We start from the raw sequence: 18,035 nt of genomic DNA, 5'->3' as shown, positions 1-18,035 counted from the left end.
TAAATATTGCGAGGAGAGTAATATGTTACCGATAAAATGCTAAGTGCAATTGTGTTGATAAATACAGAAATTGGAAAAGAGGGCGAAGTTATTGATTCGCTTTCGAAACTCCCTGAGGTCAAAGAAATTTACCTGGTGTACGGTGTATATGATGTCGTCGCAAAACTAGATTCTGAAACAATGGAAAGTCTTGAAGGCCTCATTACTCAAAAGATAAGACAGATTGGTGCGATTCGATCAACTCTCACGCTGATTGTTAGCAGACGAGGAAAATGAAAGATATTAGAATAAAGATTACAGGCCTGTATCCATGGCCCCATCATGTTTCACAGAATTATCCAATCGATCGACGGTGATTCCCTGAACGAGTTTGAGAAGGACCTCGAAGTTCTTTTTGGTCGTCTTGTGGCTAACACACCAGTCGAAGCGAGGGACAAACTTCTCAGTCTTGTTACTCGACTAATCGAGCTCAGAAATCAAAATATGTTGAAGATTAATCATTCTGTCCTTGAACTCGTCGTTGCAAAAAACCTTATCTTGAATGGATATGAGGTCAAGCTCGAATACGACATTAGGGAAAATCTAGCTTGTGATATTTGGGCAGTCAAAGGACTGGGAACTCTCATCGTCGAGATAGAGACGGGATATGTACCACCATCACATGCTCTCGATCCTACCGATTACATCAAAGCAAGAATTGCTAGTAAAATTGCAAGGTATAGTAACTATTGCAACAAGTTCTCGCTTGGCACCCCTCCCCACTATATTCTCCCGATACCAGAGTGTTTCATAAGGCCTCCGCGGTTTAGGACAGAAGAAGAGGTTCTCGAGATCAAACGATATTGCGATATGTATTATTCAAACCCGCCAGTCAGTATCGAAGAGATATATAACTCGAGAATCCACAGCGTCTTTATAATCGATGTAGAGAGGGGCGCAGTCAAGGAAACTGATCCAGTTGATTACTTTAACCGGTGCAGGCAATGGTATCTGTAAACGTTCCATATCCTAATTTCCTCAACAAGATTGTCCCCACATGTTTTCATTGACTTCGTGCTCTTTAGGTCTTCTTTGATTCAAAAATGCGAACAGCAGAGAATAGAACTGGGATTCCACAATCAATCTGTATTTGTTTTTGCGACACAAGTTGATTCATCCTTTCCCCGCTAGCATCGAAAAAATTTATACGATCATTCGATTGCTTGCTTCGTATATGATACAAACAGACTCGCCTATTGTCTTTTTGGCGACAGTCGTCCTCATAAGCTTGTCTGGTGTCATCATGCCAGGTCCCGTATTTGCAATAACAATTGCAAAGGGTTACGAAGACTTTAAGGCCGGTATAAAAATTGCCAGCGGTCACGCGGCAGTGGAATTCCCTCTGATTGCTGCTATTTTCTTCGGTTTAGATACCATTTTCAAAGATGATCTGGTCTTTACAGCCATCGGTCTCCTTGGTGGTATCCTCCTCTTTTATATGAGCAAGGATCTATTGTTTCCACCAAAGACGGTCGCACTCGAAGATAGAAACACTCCCATTTACGGCTCATTTGTGTCAGGGATGATAACAACTGCAATCAATCCCTATTTTTTGCTATGGTGGGCAACAGTTGGTGCAGCGCTTATCATCGGTGCGATACAATTCGGTCTCATCATGCTACCGATTTTTGCAATCGTCCATATCAGTTGCGACTTTGCTTGGTACCAGTTCGTATCCACCTTTATTTACAAATCGAAAAAGCTATGGGATGAGAAGAAGCATCGATATTTGTTCATAACTTCAGGGCTAATAATGATATTTTTTGGCCTCTATTTCATACTCAGTTCGATCGCAAGAATCGTTTAAGAGAGAGCTCCGCAAGAGCTAAAGTAGAATTTTGGAGAACGATTTTTTTCAATGTTCAAAAATAGTGCCATCAGAAACGGTTTTCTTATAGAATATCCTCAGTCTCCCCGACCTATCTCCATCATCCTTTCGAGAGGAGATCTTGCTTTTCTTAATGTTTCTTCGTCGAGCTCGACGCGCGGTTCGAGATTCTCTAGCGCCCTCAAGACTGACGATAAAGTGATCATTTTCATTGTCGGGCAGACGGCCCCAGGAATACTGTAGAACGTCTTTTCAGGATTTTCTTTCTTCAGTCGATAAATGAGCTCTTTTTCTGTCACGATAATAAATTCTCTTGTGCTGGAGGCCTTCACGAACTTGACCATCCCCTCGGTCGATTTCACAGCATCTGCAAGATCGATGACCTCAGGGCGGCACTCAGGATGTACAATGACAACGGCATCAGGATGCATTTCTTTTGCTTTCTTGACCTGATCGGGTGTGATTGAATCATGAGTGGGGCAGAATCCTGGCCACAAAATGATATTCTTATCCTTCACGAACCGTTGAACATATTTTCCAAGGTTTTCATCTGGTACGAAGATGATCTCTTTTTCAGGCAATGCGCCAACGACTTTTACGGCATTCGATGATGTACAACAGATGTCCATTTCTGTCTTGCAAGCGGCCGTTGTATTTACGTAGCCCACGACTTTCGCAGATGGGTGCTTTCTCTTTAAATCGATCAACTCTTCTACTTCACACATCGCTGCCATCGGACATTTTGCCTTTGGCTCAGGATGCACAACGATCTTTTGTGGGTTAAGAATCTTAGCACTTTCCGCCATAAAGTCCACACCACAAAAGACGATCACATCGGCTTCGACTTTAGAAGCTTCCTTGGAGAGTCCGAGCGAATCTCCGACGAAGTCTGCGATATCTTGAACTTCTGGTCTCTGGTAGTTATGTGCGAGAATTACGGCATTCTTTTCCTTTTTCAATTCAAGGATACGTTCCCGCTCAGACATCTTTCCTCGGATAAGAGGCATCGTATAAAAAGTTGCTTGCCTCTGAAGTATTGAAACGGTCTATCCTGATGGTTTTTCGATGGACGCCTAATAAATATCCAGTTAGCCCCGCAAGCGGGCGTAGCGTTGATAAGCTCTTTCGATTGAAAATAACTCTTCATCGGTAAAGCTCCAGCCAACGGCTCCGCAATTTGATTCAATCTGCTCTGCATTTCTTGCACCAGGAATTGCAATGATATTCTTATCACGAATAACCCAGTTGAGCGCTCCCTGCGCGATTGATTTGGAATGAGCAGATGCCGCCTTTTCTAATGCCGCAATCAAGGGTTCCAACCTTCTTATATTTCTTCGAGAAAACGAAGGTTTGAGGCGCCTCAATCCAGTGATCTTTCCACTTGTGAGATATCTCCCTGAAAGAAGTCCCTGCTCGAGCGGACTGTAAGCGATAACGCCAATCCTATTTTTCTTACAATAATCAAGCAATCCATTTGTTTCTGGATATCTGTAGATCAAGCTGTAATGGATTTGATTCGATACGATATCGCTGAAAGAGAGCGCTTCTCGGGCCTTTTCAAGCCACTGTATTCCATAATTGCTCACACCAATGTACCGAATTTTCCCCCGCTTAATCAGGAGCTCCATATTTCTCATGAGTCTCGAAATGGACTGGAGTGGATTGGGAAAATGAATTTGATACAAGTCAATGGTATTAGTCCTCAACCTTCGCAAACTCTTTTCTACCGCCCGAAATACGGCATCTGAGGTGAGCCTGAAAGGAAAGTACTTTGTGGCGATAAACATCCCATCTTTTCTCGAAATGATTTCGCCGATAACCCTCTCTGAAGCCCCCCACCCGTAAACTTCCGCAGTGTCAATAAAGTTGACTCCCAATTCAACTGCCTTCTCTTTCGCAAGGAAGATATCATCTTTTCTGAGCATCTTTTTGTATCCCCAGTACAAGCCCATGCCCCATTGCCATGCCCCTAGACTGATCGCGGAAATCTTCAGATCGCTTTTCCCAAGCTGCCTATACTCCACGGGTGGGAATATCGTGATATCTCTTAAAAAAACGATTCTTACCTCCGTCGGCATGGTATAAGTTGGAAACCTCGAGTTACCACAAATCACAAGAAAATGTCTGGATAGCGGGTAGCCAGGGTCTTTGTATCACGTGTAAATGTATAAATCGCACGAGGATGATTGGTAGATTAGAGCGGAAACCATGCAAGTCCGAGTCAATCCTGAATATTGCAAGGGATGTGGGCTTTGTATATTGGTTTGCCCTCGGCGTGTTTTTAAACAAGGCTCTTCACTTAGCGAAAGAGGGTATTTTCTTCCAGTTGTTGATTCTCCTGAGAAGTGCGCGAACTGGGAGCGAAAAGATAAGAAAAAGGCGGTGTGCGAGATGTGCATTTTGACCTGCCCCGATCACGCGCTCGATTGGGACACACCAGGAGGAAAAGACCGATGAGGCTGCCTGAGGGTACATATTTTCTGCAGGGTAACGAGGCATGTGCAGAGGGCGCTATTGCCGCCGGTCTACGATTTTTTGCTGGGTATCCCATAACTCCTTCAACAGAAATCGCAGAAAGGTTGGCACTCAGACTCCCTGAGGAGGATGGGATTTTTATACAAATGGAGGACGAAATCGCCTCCATTTCCGCCGTCATCGGTGCTTCGTGGGTCGGCGCAAAAGCAATGACTGCAACTTCAGGTCCTGGGTTTAGCCTTATGCAGGAGAGTATCGGTTATGCGGCGATGACTGAAACGCCACTTGTTGTCGTGAACGTGATGCGAGGCGGGCCATCAACAGGATTGCCAACCCTCCCCTCACAAGGAGATGTCATGCAGGCGAAGTTTGGATCTCATGGCGACTACGAGATCATCGCCCTCGCTCCAGCTACGGTTCAGGATATGTTCGATATGACGGTTGAGGCATTCAACCTCTCAGAGGAATACCGCGTACCTGTTATCGTCCTCTCAGATGCGGAAGTCGGCCACATGCGTGGAAAAGTCAAGGTTCCTGAGAAACTCGAGGTCATCAATCGAAAAATCCGAACGGATAGGGTTTGGCATGATGGATTTGCTTATGACGATTCACTAGTTCCAAAATTCCCAGTTTTTGGCAGGGGATTCCGCGTACACGTCACAGGTCTTTCACACGATATCGCTGGATATCCCAGAAATGACCCCGAAGTTCACCAGGAACTCGTTATGAGACTCTCGGAAAAAATCCTTAAAAACAGAGACAAAATTTGCCGTACCCAAATTTTCAATGAGAACGCCGAAAAATTCATTGTGGCATATGGGTCTCCGGCCCTCGCAGCGAGAGAGGTGCTCAAATACAATGGGTCAATTGGACTACTCCAGCTCAAGACTATATGGCCGACCCCTGAAAAACAGATTATTGAGATTGCCGAGCACGCAACGGAAATCATAGTTCTCGAAATGAACATGGGGCAGCTCTATCGCGAAATTCAGAGGATCGCGTGCACGGCAGGGTGTACTAAGGTAAGGTTGTTTTCAAAATTGGGTGGGGAAGTCCACACTCCGGAGGAAATTGCGAAGTTTCTCAAGGGTGGTTGATTTGGAAGATTTTTTTGATTTGTATAGAAAGGATCGGTGGCCCACGATATTTTGTCCTGGATGTGGGATAGGCACAGTCATGAATTGTTTCTATAGGGCGTTTTCGGAATTGAATTTAAACCAGGATCGAGTTGTTTTTGTTTCGGGTGTTGGCTGTAGTTCGAGAGTCCCGGGATATATCCGCGCAGATTCAATACACACGACCCATGGCCGGGCTCTTGCCGTTGCGACAGGGATCAATTTGGCGAATCCAGATCTAAAAGTCATTGTTTTCACCGGGGACGGAGATCTCGGCGCGATAGGAGGGAATCATTTTATCAATGCGAGCAGAAGGAACGCAGAAATGACCGTCTTTTGTATCAACAACAATATATATGGCATGACTGGTGGCCAAGCGTCAACGACGACACCGTATAACGCATTCAGTACTACTACCCCATACGGCAACAAAGAATATCCATTCGATCTTGCGGAACTTGCCGTCACCGCGGGTGCGAATTTTGTCGCGAGGTGGACTGTCAGAAATGTAAAAGAAATCATTGGCTCTATGAAAAAAGCGCTTACGAAAAAGGGATTCTCGTTCGTTGAGATCGTCTCCCCTTGTCCCACTGGTTTCGGTAGACGGAACAAGATGGGAGATCCAAAACAGATGTACGAATGGTTGAGAGTCAAGACAGTCCGAAGAGAGAAAACGAGATTATGGGATCTCGACCCAGTCGATTTGAACATCAAAGGGCAAATCACTGTTGGAGAGTTCGTTGAACGGGACCGACCTTCTCTCGCTGAGGTTTTGAGATCAGTGAAATCGGATGCTGTTCAGGTATGAAATTGTTCGATAATCTTACTGGGTTATCGCGCTGCAAGCCTGCAATCAATATTACGAGTCTCTATACCCAATTATAGCACCATTCGATATCTGGTGAGCGATGGGAATAGACGGAGCATTGTTGTCTTGGTCCAGAATCGATCTATGCCATTGACGATGTGTTATGTCGAATAGTACTCGTGACCAGTCTTTGAAGTTGTGCGAGAAGACCGTCCTTGGATTTTTTCCATCTCTTTTATCTAGAGGGCCTCAGACAGTCTCTTCTCCACTTCATCCCAGTTGACGATGTTCCAAAATGCATCTACGAATTTAGCCCGGACATTCCTGTAATCTATGTAGTAAGCATGCTCCCAAAGGTCGAGTACCATTAGAATCCGAAATCCAGGATAAATGTTAACGTTGTGCTTCTCAATTTGCATAATGAGGGGACGTTTCGTCAATCTGCAAAAGACAAGTGCTGCCCATCCAGATCCTTCTACGCTGTTCGCCGCCTGTGAAAATTCCTTCTTGAAACGCTCAATGCTGCCAAATTCTTTCATAAGTACATCAGCCAAGCGCCCACCCGGCGATCCCCCTCCTTTTGGTGCCGGGGCCAAATTGTCCCAGAACAAAGAATGGAGGACGTGCCCGCCGATATGAAAAGATAATTCCTTTAGCGTTGATTTCATATCGATTTCAACATTCTCCCTTCTTGCTTTATCCAGCCTTTCAAGAATTGTATTTGCACCAGTGACATATGCCTGATGATGTTTGTCGTGGTGTATAGTCAGTTGTTCTTCCGAGATATTCGGTGCTAGCTCCTGATATCCATATTTCAATTTTGGAAGCGAGTAAAACCCGTTGCCTTCCATAAGATCCACACCAATAGTTTCAATGGAAGCTGCTCCTATTTCATCTTTTGGCCTATCATCGCGCCTATTTGATCTCAGTGACCTATATGAATCTGATTGAGAATTACATGTTGGGATGTTAATTTCTGTCCGATTTGGGGGTGTAGGGGGCCAAGGAATCATTTTCTCAGGTATTGCGCTTGCAAGAGCTGCCGCCCTTTATGAAAAGAAAGGAGGGAAAGAGCTATTTGCTGTGCAGACCCAGTCCTACGGGCCCGAGGCACGAGGTGGGACTGCAAAATGCGATGTCAGAATTTCAAACCGAGCCGAATTTTACCCCTTTGTCGAAAAACCTGATTTTCTAGTTTTGATGTCACAACCAGCGTATGAGCAGTTTATCCAGGATACAAAATCTGACACGATTGTAGTCCTCGACGCTGATGCAGTTGTGGCGAGGCCCGATCTTAGGTATTACGAGGTACCTGCTATCAGAAAAGCGAGAGAATTGCAAAAGCCAATTATTGCAAATATCATTATGCTCGGAGCGTTTGTCTATCTCTCCAAAATCATCAGCAAAAGATCGATGATTCAGTCATTGCGGGACATTTCACCGTCAGGAACGTTTGAATTGAACAGAGAGGCCTTTGACATCGGTTTCAAGCTTGGAAAGGCTTTAACAGCTCTACATTGAGAATCAGAATCATTTGAAATCAACACTACCATCCAATCTTCCATCAACCTAGCATTCAGATTTTCCACTTTTCCATAGGGATATTATCCTTATTCGAAGTTGCCAAAAAACACGCGGGTAAAAGATAATATCCATGAAGTTGTTGCCCGTGGCTGGGGAATAACATGGACATAGTAGAGCTGAGACAGCAAGGACGAAGAAACCTTTCAGAATATGAGGTAAAAACAATACTGAGGGATTACGGTATAAAGACGACGAACTTCACTATATTGAGTCGCGATCAAATCGAATCAGCTGAAATCAATTTTCCTGTGGCGGTCAAAGTCTGTTCTTCAGACATCATGCACAAGACCGATGTTGGCGGTGTTTTCTTAAATGTAAGAAACCGAGAGGAACTTCGTCGATATCACGATATCATTACGTCAAGATTTCCTGGTGCGTCCGTCCTCGTTGAACCGATGGAAAAGCCAGGAGTTGAAGTCATTGTAGGACTCGTCAAGGATAAGACATTTGGCATGAGTATCATGTTTGGAATTGGTGGGGTATTAACTGAACTATACAATGATGTTTCCTTCAGACTTGTCCCCATCACCAGATTTGATGCTGAAGAAATGATCGATGAAATCAAGGCACAGAAGCTTTTTCGCGGCTTCAGAAACGTGAAAACAGATAGAGAATCGCTCCTCAATCTTCTGGTGAAGGTTGCAAGATTTGGTGACGAGTATGAGGAGCATATTAATCAGCTCGATCTCAATCCAGTTTTTGTGAGAGAATACGATACGATCGTAATTGATGCGAAACTCGTATTGGAACCTCTTAATTGATATATTTGATTATGAGATCATTCATTGAAAATCGTGGGGCGATTGGTTGACAAGTAGGGATGAACTCGCATCGAAGTACTTCAAATGCACGAAGAGAGAACGGGCTGCTTTTGAGGCTGGGATCAAGTTGGGAACGATCTATCATCAATTCGTCGGAACACCGATCAGCTCGTCGAATGTTGAGAGCCTCGAAAGGGCTATTGAGGACGGTGTTCGTGTGCAACCATTCGTTGAAGAGGTGAGCGTGAGGATCGATCGCAAGGGTCTGAGAAAAAAGCGCAATGAGTATGATTATCAGACCCTCACTGGGCAAATGCTAGAAGTAAGTGTCGTGATCAGAATTGATGAGGTAAAAGTTATTGCCGAAATGAAATATATTGAAGAACTAAATTATCCGCTTATGTTTATCAAAGAAATCATTGAAACGTTATGAGACCGCGCTTATGCTGGCGTTTAGCTTTTTTAATTCAACAAAAAGATAATAAACATTGAATTGCCATACGGATTGGTACATTCACTACCTAGTTGTATGATATAATATTTGAAATTTCGGTGGAAATAATGAGCAAGGGAATAAAAATTGGTATTACTGGATTACCTGGCGCTGGTAAAACGCACGCCCTTCTCAAAGTTATCGAGATGCTTGAAGCCAGTGAGATGAAAGTAGGGGGAATGATCACTGAACCAATCATTGAAGATAACAAGCGGCTCGGCTTTTATGTAATCGACTGGCAAACAAAACGGAAAGCAATACTGGCGAGTACGGAGATTCGAAGCAAATTCATGGTTGGGAAATTTGGCGTCGATCTCAGCGCCTTGGAGGAAGTCGGTGTTGAAGCGATACTGAAAGCGTGTGAGACTGCAGATGTTGTTGTAATCGATGAGGTTGGAAAAATGGAGGTTGAAAGCGAAAAATTTGTCAATGCTGTTAAAGCGGCACTGGAAATTGAAAAACCTCTATTGTTGACCTTGCACAAGAAATCAAGGAATCCCCTTCTCCAAGACATACGGAGAAGGGATGATGTAAGGATTCTAGAAGTAACGCCAATCAATCGGAATCTGTTGCCATATAAGATCATGAAGTTGATGAAAGGAGAACTCCTGTGAGTGAGATATCACCTGCAGTTGAAATTATAGAAGGGAAAACAAGAGTTCTCGTTCCCAAAGAATACACGCTGAAAGGCCCTGGTAAGCGTGTCGGTGAGGTCTTCTATAATCAGCAGGCCGCTTTTAGCAGGGACATAAGCGTTATGTTCTTCGAAGCCTTGAGGTTCAAAGGAACGGCTCTGGACGGACTTGCAGGAACGGGGGTTAGAGCTATTAGAATAGCCAATGAGTCTCCAGGGAACTTCGAATTTATCATCAATGATAGGAGCAGGGAAGCTTTCGAATACATCAAGAGGAACATTGAACTCAATGGCTTGAAAAATTGTATTCCCTGCCAGTCAGACATAAGAATCCTCCTCTGTGAACGAACATACGACTACATCGACATTGATCCATTTGGCTCGCCAGTATTTTTCATTCAATCAGGGATCCAAGGGTGCAAACGAAGAGGCATTATTAGCATCACTGCGACGGACACGGCGCCACTCGCTGGTACCTACCCAGATAAATGCATCAGAAGGTATGGAGCGAAACCATTGCGCTGCGCGTTTGGGCATGAAATAGGCTTGCGGATTTTGATTGGACATCTTGTCAGAGAAGCCGCGAAATTTGATAGAGGGATCAAACCACTCCTTTGTTTCTACGCGGATCATTATTTCAGGATTCATGCGCAGTTTCTTGAAGGTGCTCGATATGCTGATCAATCGTTGCGCACATTAGGATTGATCGGCTATGATGAAAATTCAAAGGAGCGGAAATTTCCGGCAACTGATGATCTCAGGCAAATCGGCCCACTTTGGATCGGGAAGCTCTTTGACAAAGAGCTCCTCACTCGAATGGTTCCGCACGATTTTCTTCATTGCAGGAATCGATGTGCCAAGTATCTCGAGATCTGGAAGGAAGAGATCGATGAATTGCCCTATTTCTATGATATAGACGAGATCTCGTCGATCATGAAGATTTCACCGCCTCCTTTGAATGATGTTCTCGAAGAATTGCGAAAATCTGGAAAAGCGTCGAGAACGCACTTTTCTCCACGGGGCATCAAGACAGATCTTTCGCTTAAGGAAGTCATGGAGAGGATTGATGAAATTGCTAAGTGATGGAGACGTCGTCGTTCGTTGACGTACCTGCAAGTTTTTACAAATGTTTTTTATCAAGATCGTCATCCATAATATCGGTGAGAATCTGTCAACACTCGCAGTGATCGGGACTCAGTGGGGTGATGAGGGTAAAGGCAAGATCACGGATTATTTGGCCAGAAAAGCGGATTTTGTAGTAAGATTCCAAGGTGGCACCAATGCAGGGCACACTATAGCGTTGGATCACGAAGTTTTCAAACTCCATTTGCTTCCATCCGGGATTATTAGGGAGAATACGATTTCAGTTATTGGGAATGGTGTCGTCATAGATCCAGAAGAACTGATCGAAGAGATAAGAACCATTGAAAAAAGCGGTCGTAGCGTCAGAGGGTTAAGAATTTCTGATAGGGCGCATGTCATCATGCCATATCACAAATTACTTGACAAGGCTGAAGAGATACATCGAGGGTCGAAAGGTGTCGGCACCACAGGTCGCGGCATTGGTCCGTGTTATTCAGACAAGATCTCGCGTTATGGCATTAGGGTTTGTGATCTTCTAGATGAAGAATCGCTGAGAGAAAAATTGGAAGTCATATATCCAATTAAAGAGAGGACCCTTAACATTTATGGCGAAGCTAATCTACCATCGATCGAGGAAATGATGAAAAAGCTAATCGAGTTTGGGTCCGTTCTTGAGGAATATATTACAGATACTTCTGTACTTATCAATGAGGCGATCAAGAAAGGAAAGAAAGTTCTCTTTGAAGGTGCCCAGGGTACTATGCTTGATATTGATCACGGAACTTATCCATATGTCACGTCCTCAAATTGTGTCGCCGGCGGAGTATGCACTGGTGCTGGCGTACCGCCGACCTGTATTGATGAGGTTCTCGGCGTTGTAAAAGCATACACGACGCGCGTGGGCTCTGGGCCGTTTCCCACAGAGCTTAGAGATGAATTAGGTTCTCGCCTGCTTGAAAGGGGAGGCGAGTTTGGTACGACAACGGGAAGGCCGCGACGATGTGGATGGCTCGATCTTGTCATCGTCAAATACGCTATTAGACTGAACGGCATTACCTCCCTTGCGATAACGAAAATTGATGTGCTTGGCGGTATGAAGAAAATCAAAATAGCAATCGGCTATGAGATTGATGGCCATATTGTAAGTGAGTTTCCATCGAGCATATCTCGAATCAAGAGGGCAAGACCGGTCTACAGAGAGTTTGATGGTTGGGAAGAATGGCCGAAGGAAAGGACCATTGACATTTGTCGCAAGGGCTATGAAGCACTTCCTAAAGAAATGAAAGAGTATCTTGATTTCATTTCATCGTTCACTGGTGTACCGATCAGCATCATCAGCTTAGGCCCAAAGAGAGAGGAAACGATTGATACTGGACTGCTCAAATGGATGAAGGATTAGTCGACGGAAACCCTATCAAATCCTTCGGCACGGTACGGCTTGGTGGCATCGATTCCGATTTTTGAGGTAACACCGTCGGCACTTGGATCGAGCGTGGAGCCAGCTGCATTTCGAATGACCACGAGCCCGCGATCGGCCTGGAATCGCGTTGCAACGGCCCATTCAACCTGCCTATCGTCGAATATATCAATGTCGTCGTCAACAATGATGACTTTTTTCATTGATGGATGACCAGAAAATGCTGCTAAAATAGCATTAATTCCATCGCCCTCTCGATTCTTCGTTATAGAAACGACTCCGTGTAGCCAGCAGCAACCGCCTTCTGTGAGCCTAACTGCATGAACGCGGGGTACCACTTGGCTGACAGCTCTGTGGATCAATGGTTCTCTCGGAAGACCCATGAGCAAGTAGTGCTCAAGACCGCCTGGAAGAATGAGATGAAAGATCGGGTTTTCTGACATGTAAATTTTATCAATCTCAACCACTGGCTGAGTTCTCTTCCTGTCATAAGTCCCAGTGATGTCGACAAAAGGTCCTTCTTCAACAGTCTCCGCAGTGATTCTCCCTTCCAGAATGATTTCCGAATACGCGGGCACAACGATTCCACTATCGGTCTTTGCGACTTCGACTGGTTGACCAAGACATATTTTCCTCAGGGAGCTAGCGATCGTCATTTCGTCCTGAGCGTATTCTAGCGAGGTCGCAGCAGCGAGGAGTATAGAAGGGCAGACGCCTATGCAGAATGCAACGGGCAATTCTCTTCCACCTTTCAAACTCGACTCATACATTGTGAAAAGGTGTCTTGGAACGAGTCGTATCGCTAATCGTCTACGGTCTAGGAGCATCAAACGATGGAATGAAAGATTCCTTTTGCCATTATACTCCGAAGCGGCGATTGCTGATGTAATGTATCTCCCGCCGTCCCCTGGATACCATTTCGGAATTGGAAGGACTCGTAGATCCACGTCTTCGATGATTTTTTGTCTAAATGGAGGGTCTTTAATCTCCACCGGCGGGCACGGATTATTGATCGCTTCCAATAGTTTGATTGCGATTTCTTCCTCGTTGATATTGAAGTGCCTCGCTATTCTTTTTCTCGTGGTCCATAAATTGCCGATTGCCTCGAATCCATTAACATTCTTGAATCTAATGGGCACGTCTGGATATTTCAACAACCACCTAGTGATTTCATATTCAAGCGGTACCTCGTTATCGACGGAAACAATATTCTCAAGACTAGATAGGATGCTTCGTAGGGACATGAACCTGTAATTAATCTGGGCCGATATAATACTCATCCGATCGTTTCAGCATGACCAGCGCTCTTTTGGTGGACAGCTTCCTATTTCTATATTCAATCTGAAATTTCTGCAAAAACTCGGGATATTGTTAGAATACGAAAAATAAAATACACCGTCTGTCCATGCCAGGCCTCATGGATCTCGATCGAATCAGCGAACTCGTCCGGAAATACACGCTGCAGAACGCGATTATGTATGGCGGAAAGGCCGATGTTAAGGCGGTGATGGGGAAAGTTCTTGCGGAGCAACCGGATCTCAGGCCCAGAGCAAAAGAGATCTCAGCTATCGTAGCAGAACAGGTTCAAAAGATCAACCAAATGTCGATCGAGGCACAGCGAAAAGAGCTTGAGTTGATTGATTCCTCCCTTTTAAAGAAAAAAGCGAAAATCGAAAAAGAGCATCCTCTCCCAGAATTGCCGGGAGCGGAAAAAGGAAAGGTCGTCATGCGGTTTGCGCCCGGCCCATCTGGTCCTCTGCATATAGGCCATACGAGGGTTGCAATTCTTAACGATGAGTATGTGAAACGTTACGAAGGGACATTTATAAACAGAATTGAAGACACAAATCCCGAAAAAATCGATCCTGAGGCATATGATACGATCCCAGAAGATCTCGAATGGCTTGGCGTAAAGGTCCACCAGACCGTGATACAAAGTTCCCGTATGGAACTTTATTATGATATCGCGAGAAAACTCATCGATATGGGGAAGGCCTATGTCTGCACATGCCCGGTGGAGGAATGGAGAAAATTGAAGGAATATGGTAAGGCGTGCCCCCATCGGGAACTTCCGAAAGAGGTCCAACACGAAGAGTTCGATCGTATGCTTTCTGGTCATTATCCCGAGGAAGCCGCTGTTCTCGTCGTGAAAACGGACCTTAACCATCCAAATCCTGCGATTAGGGATTTCGTTGGCCTGCGCATTGTCGATTCAGTCCCTCATCCACGTACTGGTGACCGGTACAGAGTCTATCCAATGATGAATTTTAGTGTGGCGATTGACGATCATTTTCTAGGTATGACACATGTCCTCCGGGGGAAAGACCATTTGAATAACACGCAGCGGCAAGAGTACATTTTCAGGTATTTTGGATGGAAAATTCCATGGTATCACCACTATGGTCTTGTGTCAGTTCCAGAATCAATACTCAAGACATCGATTGTCGCACGGGGGATTAAGGCTGGTGAGTATTCAGGATGGGACGATGTGCGGCTAGGTACGGTAAAGGCGTTGAAGAGGCGAGGCATTACTCCCGAAGCGATTCGAGATTACTGGCTCGATTGCGGAATCAAGGACGTGGATATCCAGTTTTCTTGGGATACACTGTATGCGTTCAACAAGCAACGAATTGACCATCTGGCAAATAGGTATTTTTTCGTTTGGGATCCCGTGCTTATCAGCATCGAAGGCGCTGAAGAGCTGGAGTCGCATGCTCCACTTCATCCAAATTACCCAGAACGAGGCATGAGACGACTAAAACTGAAGGGCAGCCCCATCAGGGTATACCTGAATAGAAATGATCTCGAGTCTATTGGGTCGAGAGGAAGACTCCGGCTCAAAGATTTGTGCAATATTGAGGTCGAAGGAAATATTGCAATCTATGTTGGCAATGACCTTTCAGTGTTGAGGGAAGGAATCAGAATTGTCCACTGGGTTCCAGAATATGGTATCAAGACAGTCGTTGAAATGCCAGATGGATCAAAGAAGGAAGGTCTTTCAGAACCAATTCCGTCCAGTGAAGTCGGGAATGTGATTCAATTTGAGCGTTTCGCGTTTGTGAGAATCGAAGCAGTCACTCCTTTTATTAAGGCCGTTTTTACACATACCTAATGCAAGAATGTCATCAGACTAGGTTGAAAATGAGATTTGCAATAGTTCCAAGTGTTAATGAAAGTGTAAGCGAGCTGATGGTTATGGTGATTGCATCTTTCGCGCCAAATTCCCTCAGTAGCACGGCGAGCGCAGATAAACAGGGCATATATGTTGCCATCACAAGCCCAAATACGAAGAGTTGAGCTGGAGAAAAAACCGTTGCGAGGTTCGTTGTTCCAAATAGCACGACCAAGAGTTGAAAGGCCATTTCTTTTCGCAGTACGCCGAAAATCAATGCGATGATTGTTATTGCGGGTAATCCCAGAAGTCCGACGGTGAAAATTGAGAGAGGTTCGACAAGCTTGTTGAGAATACCGAATTCTATCAACAATTCCAAAATCAAGCTTCCGACAAACAAAATGGGAAATGCGACGATAAAAAAGTCTTTTACACGAATGTATGTTTTATATAGTACATTTCGAGGACTGGGAATCGTAAGGTCAGGTATCTCGATCGCAATTGTTGATGGCTCAAATCTGAGGAAAACGTGAAGCAATCGTCCGAGTAAGAGCAGGATGGAGAATAAAATAACGAATATCATCACAGCGTAAATAAGTCCTCCGAAATGTCCTACAACGCCGAAAATTATTGCCAACTGTGCGGAGCAAGGGATACACATAATCGTAAGAGTTGCGAGAATCAACCTTTCACGTCTTGATTCTAACACCCTTGTGGCAAGTATCGCAGGCACATTGCACCCGACGCCTACGATCATAGGGATAATTGCTCGCCCGTGAAGTCCGATCTTATGCATGACGCCATCGAGAAGAGTGACAGCTCTTGGCAGATACCCCGAGTCCTCAAGTATGCCTAGTATAAGGTAGAAAACGAGTATGTACGGTATCACGATCGAAAGGATCGCTTGCAGACTGAGATCAATACCCCTTGATATAGCTACGCCAGCGTTGCCACCAATTAACTCAGCAAGTCTGTCAAAAAAACCGCCTACGATGTACTGGTATGCATCTCCAAGGCCTGATTCAATTGCACCTCCTATGTAGACGATTGTGAAAAAGACGAGTGCGAGAATGGAGAGCAAAATTGCAATTCCTGACAAAGGGGTTAGCGTCAATCGTGAGATCCTGTCGCCAAGCGATTCGTGTGTTTCAAGTTTCCCCGTGACCTCAGATACAATTCTTCCAGCCTCGCCGTATCGATCGCGAGCAATATGGACATCAATGCTCTCGTGATGTTCCTCGTTGAATTTTTTTCTGAACTCCTCCGCATTTTCTCTAATTTGGCGTGTGAACAGCTGTGCAAATTGCTCGTTTCCTTCCAGTAGTTTCAACAACGCTCCTCGTAATGGGAAAGGTTGTTGCCATTCTACTACATCGCCGCTCAGTTTCTCAATGATGTTTTCAATATGAGCGTCGTATCTTACCACGAAACCCGACCTTGAAAACTCGCGTTCGGCGATAATTCCGATTAGCTCATCAACACCTTCACCCGTGATTGCAACCGTTGGCACCACTGGAATCTCGAGAATGTTAGCAAGTTTTTCGACGTCTATGCGATAACGTCTGCGTGCTATGTCCATGAAATTCAGCGCGACAACAACGCGATATCCAAGTTCAATTAGTTGAAAGATTAAGACGAGACTCTGTACCAGCCTAGTCGCATCCGCAACAGCAACGACAACATCTAATTTCTTTTCAGCGAGGAGCTTGGTTGCAACTAATTCATCCTCAGATGTTCCTGATAAAGAATAAGTCCCTGGAAGATCATAAAAAACGATAGTTTCGCCGCGATAGGTAATCCGTCCTTCTTCAAATTCAACCGTTGTTCCGGGATAATTTGAAGAGATGACACCGATCCCTGTGATCCGACTGAAAAGTACAGACTTTCCGACATTTGGGTTGCCTATCAACGCGACATGCATTAGTCGCACCTTTTGACATGCACAAGTGATGCATATTCCCGTCCGACGGCGATGCGGCTTTCGCCAAGCTTCACAATAAGCGGACCTCCAGCAGGAACCCCCTCTTCTAGAATTAGGGTCCTCCCAGGCACGAATCCCATGGATATGAGCCGTCTGATTTTTGATGGATTCTCGTCACAACTGAGATGGGAAATGATGCCCGTTTCTCCGATGTCTAGCTCTGTGAGCGGTAATGAAGGATCACTTGTGCAGAGCTTACATTCCTCCTCGCACCTAGGGATTGGCTCCCCATCCGGGCAGAATTGAGGATTATTCATCATCTGGCATATCCTCTTTTCTGATTCATCCGAGAGCATGTGTTCAAGCCTGCAAGCTTCTGCATGGCTCTCTTCCCTTTTCATGCCCAGAATCCTGACGAGGAACGATTCGAGGAGGCGGTGTTTTCTCTTGATTTTTAGGGCAACATTCATGCCCTTATCGGTGAGAGAAGCCCCCCGGTATTTTTCGTAGTCAATGTAACCCTCATCAGCAAGTCTTCGTAGCATCTCTGTGACGGATGCTGGCGAGACCTTCATACACTTTGCGATATGATTCGTCTTAGCTGGTTTCCCGCCTCTCGTAATCTCATAAATACACTCGAGATATTCCTCAATTTTTCTGCTCAGCATCGAGATTGATATCGTTTTAACTATATTGAAATTTTCGGATTCCCTAAAAATATTAGCTCCATTTGCTCGATGATTCGATACTGTATTGGTTCACCGT

Annotated in this window: 19 protein-coding genes; 13 read left to right on the top strand and 6 right to left on the bottom strand. The window is 44.9% G+C overall.

Features of this window, described 5'->3' with window-relative positions:
* Positions 1-36 precede the first annotated feature (36 nt).
* The 3 genes from QHH00_01095 to QHH00_01085 all read left to right on the top strand — a co-directional run bounded on the left by QHH00_01095 (position 37) and on the right by QHH00_01085 (position 1,846).
* Positions 37-276, top strand: a complete 240-nt coding sequence (locus QHH00_01095; protein MDH7507981.1) for an Lrp/AsnC ligand binding domain-containing protein — start codon at positions 37-39, stop codon at positions 274-276.
* A 45-nt stretch (positions 277-321) separates the two neighbouring features.
* The gene (locus QHH00_01090) at positions 322-996 is read left to right on the top strand and encodes a hypothetical protein (protein ID MDH7507980.1); all 675 of its coding nucleotides are present in this window, start codon (positions 322-324) and stop codon (positions 994-996) included.
* Between the two features lie 217 nt (positions 997-1,213).
* Positions 1,214-1,846 carry a LysE family transporter gene (locus tag QHH00_01085; GenBank protein MDH7507979.1) on the top strand — a complete coding sequence of 211 codons (633 nt, stop codon included), beginning with the start codon at positions 1,214-1,216 and terminating at the stop codon, positions 1,844-1,846.
* A 98-nt stretch (positions 1,847-1,944) separates the two neighbouring features.
* Here QHH00_01085 and nadA read toward each other — a convergent pair whose 3' ends face one another.
* Both nadA and QHH00_01075 read right to left on the bottom strand, forming a co-directional pair.
* Complete coding sequence (gene nadA / locus QHH00_01080; protein MDH7507978.1) at positions 1,945-2,874, bottom strand: quinolinate synthase NadA; 930 nt, start codon at positions 2,872-2,874, stop codon at positions 1,945-1,947.
* Between the two features lie 81 nt (positions 2,875-2,955).
* The gene (locus tag QHH00_01075) at positions 2,956-3,891 is read right to left on the bottom strand and encodes an aldo/keto reductase (GenBank protein MDH7507977.1); all 936 of its coding nucleotides are present in this window, start codon (positions 3,889-3,891) and stop codon (positions 2,956-2,958) included.
* Between the two features lie 184 nt (positions 3,892-4,075).
* Here QHH00_01075 and QHH00_01070 point away from each other — a divergent pair, with 184 nt between their 5' ends.
* The 3 genes from QHH00_01070 to QHH00_01060 are packed head-to-tail and all read left to right on the top strand — an operon-like array spanning position 4,076 to position 6,265.
* Positions 4,076-4,324 (top strand): ferredoxin family protein, encoded by a 249-nt coding sequence (locus QHH00_01070; GenBank protein ID MDH7507976.1) that lies wholly within the window; start codon positions 4,076-4,078, stop codon positions 4,322-4,324.
* Entirely contained in the window at positions 4,321-5,439 is a 1,119-nt protein-coding gene (locus QHH00_01065; GenBank protein MDH7507975.1) for a 2-oxoacid:acceptor oxidoreductase subunit alpha, read from the top strand. Before QHH00_01070 ends, QHH00_01065 begins: the two co-directional genes overlap by 4 nt.
* 1 nt (position 5,440) lies before the next feature.
* Positions 5,441-6,265, top strand: a complete 825-nt coding sequence (locus tag QHH00_01060; protein MDH7507974.1) for a 2-oxoacid:ferredoxin oxidoreductase subunit beta — start codon at positions 5,441-5,443, stop codon at positions 6,263-6,265.
* Between the two features lie 239 nt (positions 6,266-6,504).
* On the opposite strand, the gene QHH00_01055 is transcribed toward QHH00_01060, so the two are convergent.
* On the bottom strand, positions 6,505-7,116 hold the full coding sequence (locus QHH00_01055) for a superoxide dismutase (protein ID MDH7507973.1): 612 nt from the start codon (positions 7,114-7,116) through the stop codon (positions 6,505-6,507).
* Between the two features lie 115 nt (positions 7,117-7,231).
* Here QHH00_01055 and QHH00_01050 point away from each other — a divergent pair, with 115 nt between their 5' ends.
* The 6 genes from QHH00_01050 (at position 7,232) to QHH00_01025 (ending at position 12,219) form a co-directional block, all read left to right on the top strand.
* The gene (locus QHH00_01050; GenBank protein MDH7507972.1) at positions 7,232-7,786 is read left to right on the top strand and encodes a 2-oxoacid:acceptor oxidoreductase family protein; all 555 of its coding nucleotides are present in this window, start codon (positions 7,232-7,234) and stop codon (positions 7,784-7,786) included.
* 164 nt (positions 7,787-7,950) lie between these two features.
* Positions 7,951-8,610, top strand: coding sequence for an acetate--CoA ligase family protein (locus QHH00_01045; protein MDH7507971.1), 660 nt, complete (start codon positions 7,951-7,953; stop codon positions 8,608-8,610).
* Between the two features lie 46 nt (positions 8,611-8,656).
* Positions 8,657-9,043 carry a dihydroneopterin aldolase family protein gene (locus tag QHH00_01040; protein MDH7507970.1) on the top strand — a complete coding sequence of 129 codons (387 nt, stop codon included), beginning with the start codon at positions 8,657-8,659 and terminating at the stop codon, positions 9,041-9,043.
* Between the two features lie 128 nt (positions 9,044-9,171).
* The gene (locus tag QHH00_01035) at positions 9,172-9,717 is read left to right on the top strand and encodes an NTPase (GenBank protein MDH7507969.1); all 546 of its coding nucleotides are present in this window, start codon (positions 9,172-9,174) and stop codon (positions 9,715-9,717) included.
* On the top strand, positions 9,714-10,820 hold the full coding sequence (locus tag QHH00_01030; protein MDH7507968.1) for a tRNA (guanine(10)-N(2))-dimethyltransferase: 1,107 nt from the start codon (positions 9,714-9,716) through the stop codon (positions 10,818-10,820). Before QHH00_01035 ends, QHH00_01030 begins: the two co-directional genes overlap by 4 nt.
* Positions 10,821-10,863: 43 nt before the next feature.
* Entirely contained in the window at positions 10,864-12,219 is a 1,356-nt protein-coding gene (locus tag QHH00_01025; GenBank protein ID MDH7507967.1) for an adenylosuccinate synthase, read from the top strand.
* Here QHH00_01025 and QHH00_01020 read toward each other — a convergent pair.
* Positions 12,216-13,481, bottom strand: a complete 1,266-nt coding sequence (locus tag QHH00_01020; GenBank protein MDH7507966.1) for a UbiD family decarboxylase — start codon at positions 13,479-13,481, stop codon at positions 12,216-12,218. The two genes, QHH00_01025 and QHH00_01020, sit on opposite strands and share 4 nt — an antisense overlap.
* 173 nt (positions 13,482-13,654) lie before the next feature.
* On the opposite strand from QHH00_01020, the gene QHH00_01015 reads away from it, so the two are divergent.
* Positions 13,655-15,349, top strand: coding sequence for a glutamate--tRNA ligase (locus QHH00_01015; GenBank protein ID MDH7507965.1), 1,695 nt, complete (start codon positions 13,655-13,657; stop codon positions 15,347-15,349).
* A 13-nt stretch (positions 15,350-15,362) separates the two neighbouring features.
* Here the strand turns inward: QHH00_01015 and feoB are convergent, their stop codons facing one another.
* Together feoB and QHH00_01005 are read right to left on the bottom strand one after the other, a co-directional pair.
* Positions 15,363-17,270, bottom strand: coding sequence for a ferrous iron transport protein B (gene feoB, locus QHH00_01010; GenBank protein MDH7507964.1), 1,908 nt, complete (start codon positions 17,268-17,270; stop codon positions 15,363-15,365).
* The gene (locus tag QHH00_01005; protein ID MDH7507963.1) at positions 17,270-17,938 is read right to left on the bottom strand and encodes a metal-dependent transcriptional regulator; all 669 of its coding nucleotides are present in this window, start codon (positions 17,936-17,938) and stop codon (positions 17,270-17,272) included. Before QHH00_01005 ends, feoB begins: the two co-directional genes overlap by 1 nt.
* Positions 17,939-18,035: the final 97 nt, after the last annotated feature.

The sequence above is a fragment of the Methanomassiliicoccales archaeon genome (assembly GCA_029907465.1).
Taxonomy (GTDB): Archaea; Thermoplasmatota; Thermoplasmata; order Methanomassiliicoccales; family JACIVX01; genus JACIVX01.
This window is presented reverse-complemented; position numbering and strand designations above follow the sequence as displayed.

Bases quoted from the DNA above. Each gene is read 5' to 3' on its own strand.
- QHH00_01095 (MDH7507981.1), top strand. From the start codon at position 37: ATGCTAAGTGCAATTGTGTTGATAAATACAGAAATTGGAAAAGAGGGC.
- QHH00_01090 (MDH7507980.1), top strand. From the start codon at position 322: ATGTTTCACAGAATTATCCAATCGATCGACGGTGATTCCCTGAACGAG.
- QHH00_01085 (MDH7507979.1), top strand. From the start codon at position 1,214: ATGATACAAACAGACTCGCCTATTGTCTTTTTGGCGACAGTCGTCCTC.
- nadA (MDH7507978.1), bottom strand. From the start codon at position 2,874: ATGCCTCTTATCCGAGGAAAGATGTCTGAGCGGGAACGTATCCTTGAA.
- QHH00_01070 (MDH7507976.1), top strand. From the start codon at position 4,076: ATGCAAGTCCGAGTCAATCCTGAATATTGCAAGGGATGTGGGCTTTGT.
- QHH00_01065 (MDH7507975.1), top strand. From the start codon at position 4,321: ATGAGGCTGCCTGAGGGTACATATTTTCTGCAGGGTAACGAGGCATGT.
- QHH00_01055 (MDH7507973.1), bottom strand. From the start codon at position 7,116: ATGGAAGGCAACGGGTTTTACTCGCTTCCAAAATTGAAATATGGATAT.
- QHH00_01050 (MDH7507972.1), top strand. From the start codon at position 7,232: ATGTTAATTTCTGTCCGATTTGGGGGTGTAGGGGGCCAAGGAATCATT.
- QHH00_01045 (MDH7507971.1), top strand. From the start codon at position 7,951: ATGGACATAGTAGAGCTGAGACAGCAAGGACGAAGAAACCTTTCAGAA.
- QHH00_01035 (MDH7507969.1), top strand. From the start codon at position 9,172: ATGAGCAAGGGAATAAAAATTGGTATTACTGGATTACCTGGCGCTGGT.
- QHH00_01025 (MDH7507967.1), top strand. From the start codon at position 10,864: ATGTTTTTTATCAAGATCGTCATCCATAATATCGGTGAGAATCTGTCA.
- QHH00_01020 (MDH7507966.1), bottom strand. From the start codon at position 13,481: ATGTCCCTACGAAGCATCCTATCTAGTCTTGAGAATATTGTTTCCGTC.
- QHH00_01015 (MDH7507965.1), top strand. From the start codon at position 13,655: ATGGATCTCGATCGAATCAGCGAACTCGTCCGGAAATACACGCTGCAG.
- feoB (MDH7507964.1), bottom strand. From the start codon at position 17,270: ATGCATGTCGCGTTGATAGGCAACCCAAATGTCGGAAAGTCTGTACTT.
- QHH00_01005 (MDH7507963.1), bottom strand. From the start codon at position 17,938: ATGCTGAGCAGAAAAATTGAGGAATATCTCGAGTGTATTTATGAGATT.